Source organism: Oleiphilus sp. HI0123 (assembly GCF_001635315.1).
Genome location: NZ_LWGE01001636.1, coordinates 1 through 2,808, shown reverse-complemented (window position 1 = coordinate 2,808; position 2,808 = coordinate 1). Strand labels below are relative to the sequence as shown.

Below are 2,808 nucleotides of genomic sequence, written 5' to 3'. Positions count from 1 at the left end.
AGTACACCTTCGTCATAGCTATAGCCAAGTAACGTAAGTTGCTTAATCATCTTAAATTTATAAACTCTAAGAAATGCAAGATCACCTCGTTTCTGCTCACCTAAAAGTGGGTCTTTAACAAGCTCTTTTACAGCATTATCCAAGTCTTTCTTCTGGTTAGGTTTTAATTTCTTTACTGCTTTTTTAAAAGTTGGCGTTTGTAAAATATTCTCAACTTTAGCCAAAGTCGTAGCGCTCCAACTTACCTGCTTCTTTTTCTGCTTGGGCAATAATGGCTTGCTTTACAAACTCATATGGCAAATCAGGGTTATCTTCCATCATTTCACCAATTTTTGCCCAATGTTCAATCTGCTTTGGTGGCGTCCTATTGTAAGCCTTAGCCATAATGGTGGCTTTTTCAATAAGATCTTGGTCTAATCTTACGCTATTAGTTGCCATAGTTAATGCTCCTGTAACAATCTGCATTAATTGTGGCATATTGCTACAAATAAATAAAGTTATAACCAACGGCTCAAACGGACTCCGTAACAGTCGCACCTTTTTTGTTCCAAAAAAGTCGCCACAGTTACTACGCCGTTTAGCCGGGCGTTGGTATGACTCCCCACGTCAAGCAAACTGCACAAATTCCTGCCGATAGCACGGTCAGAGTTTTTTCTTTTTTAGTCAACTTCTTTTGTTTAAGAAGCATTAGCGCATCAGATGAAGCAGATAATTTCGACGGTTATCATGCTGGTATTCGTGGGTTGCTCTTTTTTTAAAGAACCTATCCGACCTTACTTTTTACGTCGTGGTGTCTGTCTTCAGTCTATGCTCGTGGATCAATGCGATGAAGCTACATTGCCTACCTAACGCCGTCGGTGATTACACCACACTCGTTGCTTGACCCAATGCGCTAACGCTAAACTCATTAAGCTGGTACTCTTGATAAACGTGTTTTTGGGTCGACCTTAAGTAAAATGACTTCTCGTGATATCGACCAGATAAAGGCAATCATTTCACGGGCTATTGCGGTCACGACCACATTGTAATTTTGACCGCGCTTCATAAGCCTCTGATATCGTTTTCACAGCCTTAGTTGCGCTTGCCATGCTTGATCGATAATCTCCTTAGGTAGACCTTCCTGTCTTACCTGCATTTCTTTGGATATTCGTGCGCTATACCGATAGCTGTGCGCTCCCTCAATCAACAGTTTCTGACGCGTCCATTACCGCACTTTGTAATGCTGCCAAGTTTTCGTTTATCGCGACTAGAATGCTCACTCGGGGTGAGCCCGACATAGCTCATTAGCTTTCTAGGCGTATCAAATCGGCTTAGATCACCAAGCTCACACACTACGCCTGTTGCGATGAGGAGGCGTATTCCACGCATCGCTTGTATTGCTTTAACGACAGGGTAGTAGCGCCACTTCTTAACTTGATGAGTGAGCTCGTTGTCGAGTCGTTTTAATCGCTTAGTGCGCTCATCAATAGTCTGAATCATTTCTTGTAAAACGATTTGCTGGCAAGGGTGCGGAAGCACCATTTCGGTTAGCCATCGCATATGTTTTAACGACCAGTTAGCGGTACCTGTATAACGTATATTATTCCTAAGCAGCATCGATTTAAGTTGATGCTTCGCATCGTTTAAATCTCGCATGGCTGCTTCTCGTGCGCGAGATAAGTCACGCACCGCTTCATCTTCGGGTTCAGGTACGTAGATTGGGTCAAGGTCATTGTTCTTCAGTAGTCGAGCGAGTTTCTGAGCGTCTCGTTTATCTGTCTTCACTCGCTCACCAGGTTTCTTGGGGATGAGAGATGGCGCGACTAAGAAACAGCAGTGACCAAGGCTGGTGAGAAGTCGATAAATCCAATAACCACAAGGGCCTGCTTCATAGACAAAGTGAAGTGTCGCATGCGGGTATTTCGATTGTAATTGTCGAGCAAGTTTTACAAAGCCTGCTTTGGTGGACTGAATGCGGCCTAGGTCGATAACTTCTGAGGTACGGTAATCAAGGGTATAAGCGACTTGAGTTTGTTCTTTGTGAGTATCTAAACCAATAAATAGTATGTTATCTTTTTGCATGGTGCTGGCCTCTAATTTATAGCGTAACAACTATAATATGGCTCGGGCTTTGCTAACCCACGAATTGGAGGTCAGCACTCTTTAGTGGGGAGTCATTATGTCTAAATGCAATAAGGGAAGTCGGCAATTGAGTAAAGAACTTTGAGCATTGTTGTTGTATTAGTTGTTTTAATTCTAATCGGGTTATTAGTTAGTCGTATCTTTACGAATCATAGAAACAAAGCTAATACCATTTGCTCTAATTGTGGTCATAACTTTGAGAGTACAACTGGAAAGTTAATTAAAGTATTAAGAGGCCCATCTCCTCTTTAAAATTAAACGAATGAATAAGGAAGTTCAATGAAAGCAAAAGTAGCAGTATTTGGATCATTAAGGTTTCCTCCAGATAATACCGAAAAAGTATTACCACACTTAAATGCTTTAGTTCGTAGCACTCACGAAAATGATGGATGCATTGCGTACGATGTTGCGGAAGATCCATTCGATAAGGGCTTAATTCGTTTTTCAGAGTTGTGGCCGAATCGTGAGAGCTTAAATGATCACCTAAGTGCGCCGCACATTAAACCATGGCGAGAGCAGGCTAAAAAATATGGGTTATCTGAGCGCGTATTTAATTCGTGTGATTTGTTATCAGACTCTGTTGCGGTATAGCCTCTAGTCACATAACCAATTATGCCAGCACCACCCATATAGTGCCTCGAACTGGGCTCTGTGTCGTTACATTTTCTGCTGATCACCTCTTGCCTG

Annotated in this window: 3 protein-coding genes and 1 pseudogene; 1 reads left to right on the top strand and 3 read right to left on the bottom strand. The window is 42.2% G+C overall.

Going from position 1 to position 2,808, the window contains the following annotated elements; genetic code table 11:
• The 3 genes and pseudogenes from A3761_RS22055 to A3761_RS22045 form a co-directional block, all read right to left on the bottom strand.
• The coding region (locus A3761_RS22055) for a type II toxin-antitoxin system RelE/ParE family toxin (RefSeq protein WP_068750887.1) at nucleotides 1–224 on the bottom strand (224 nt) is incomplete at its 3' end.
• Complete coding sequence (locus A3761_RS22050) at nucleotides 217–438, bottom strand: hypothetical protein (RefSeq protein ID WP_068509845.1); 222 nt, start codon at nucleotides 436–438, stop codon at nucleotides 217–219. The genes A3761_RS22050 and A3761_RS22055, both read right to left, overlap by 8 nt.
• Before the next feature lie 469 nt (nucleotides 439–907).
• Nucleotides 908–2,061 (bottom strand): annotated as a pseudogene (locus A3761_RS22045) (IS110 family transposase).
• Between the two features lie 339 nt (nucleotides 2,062–2,400).
• On the opposite strand from A3761_RS22045, the gene A3761_RS22040 reads away from it, so the two are divergent.
• On the top strand, nucleotides 2,401–2,712 hold the full coding sequence (locus A3761_RS22040) for a putative quinol monooxygenase (RefSeq protein ID WP_068509848.1): 312 nt from the start codon (nucleotides 2,401–2,403) through the stop codon (nucleotides 2,710–2,712).
• Nucleotides 2,713–2,808: the final 96 nt, after the last annotated feature.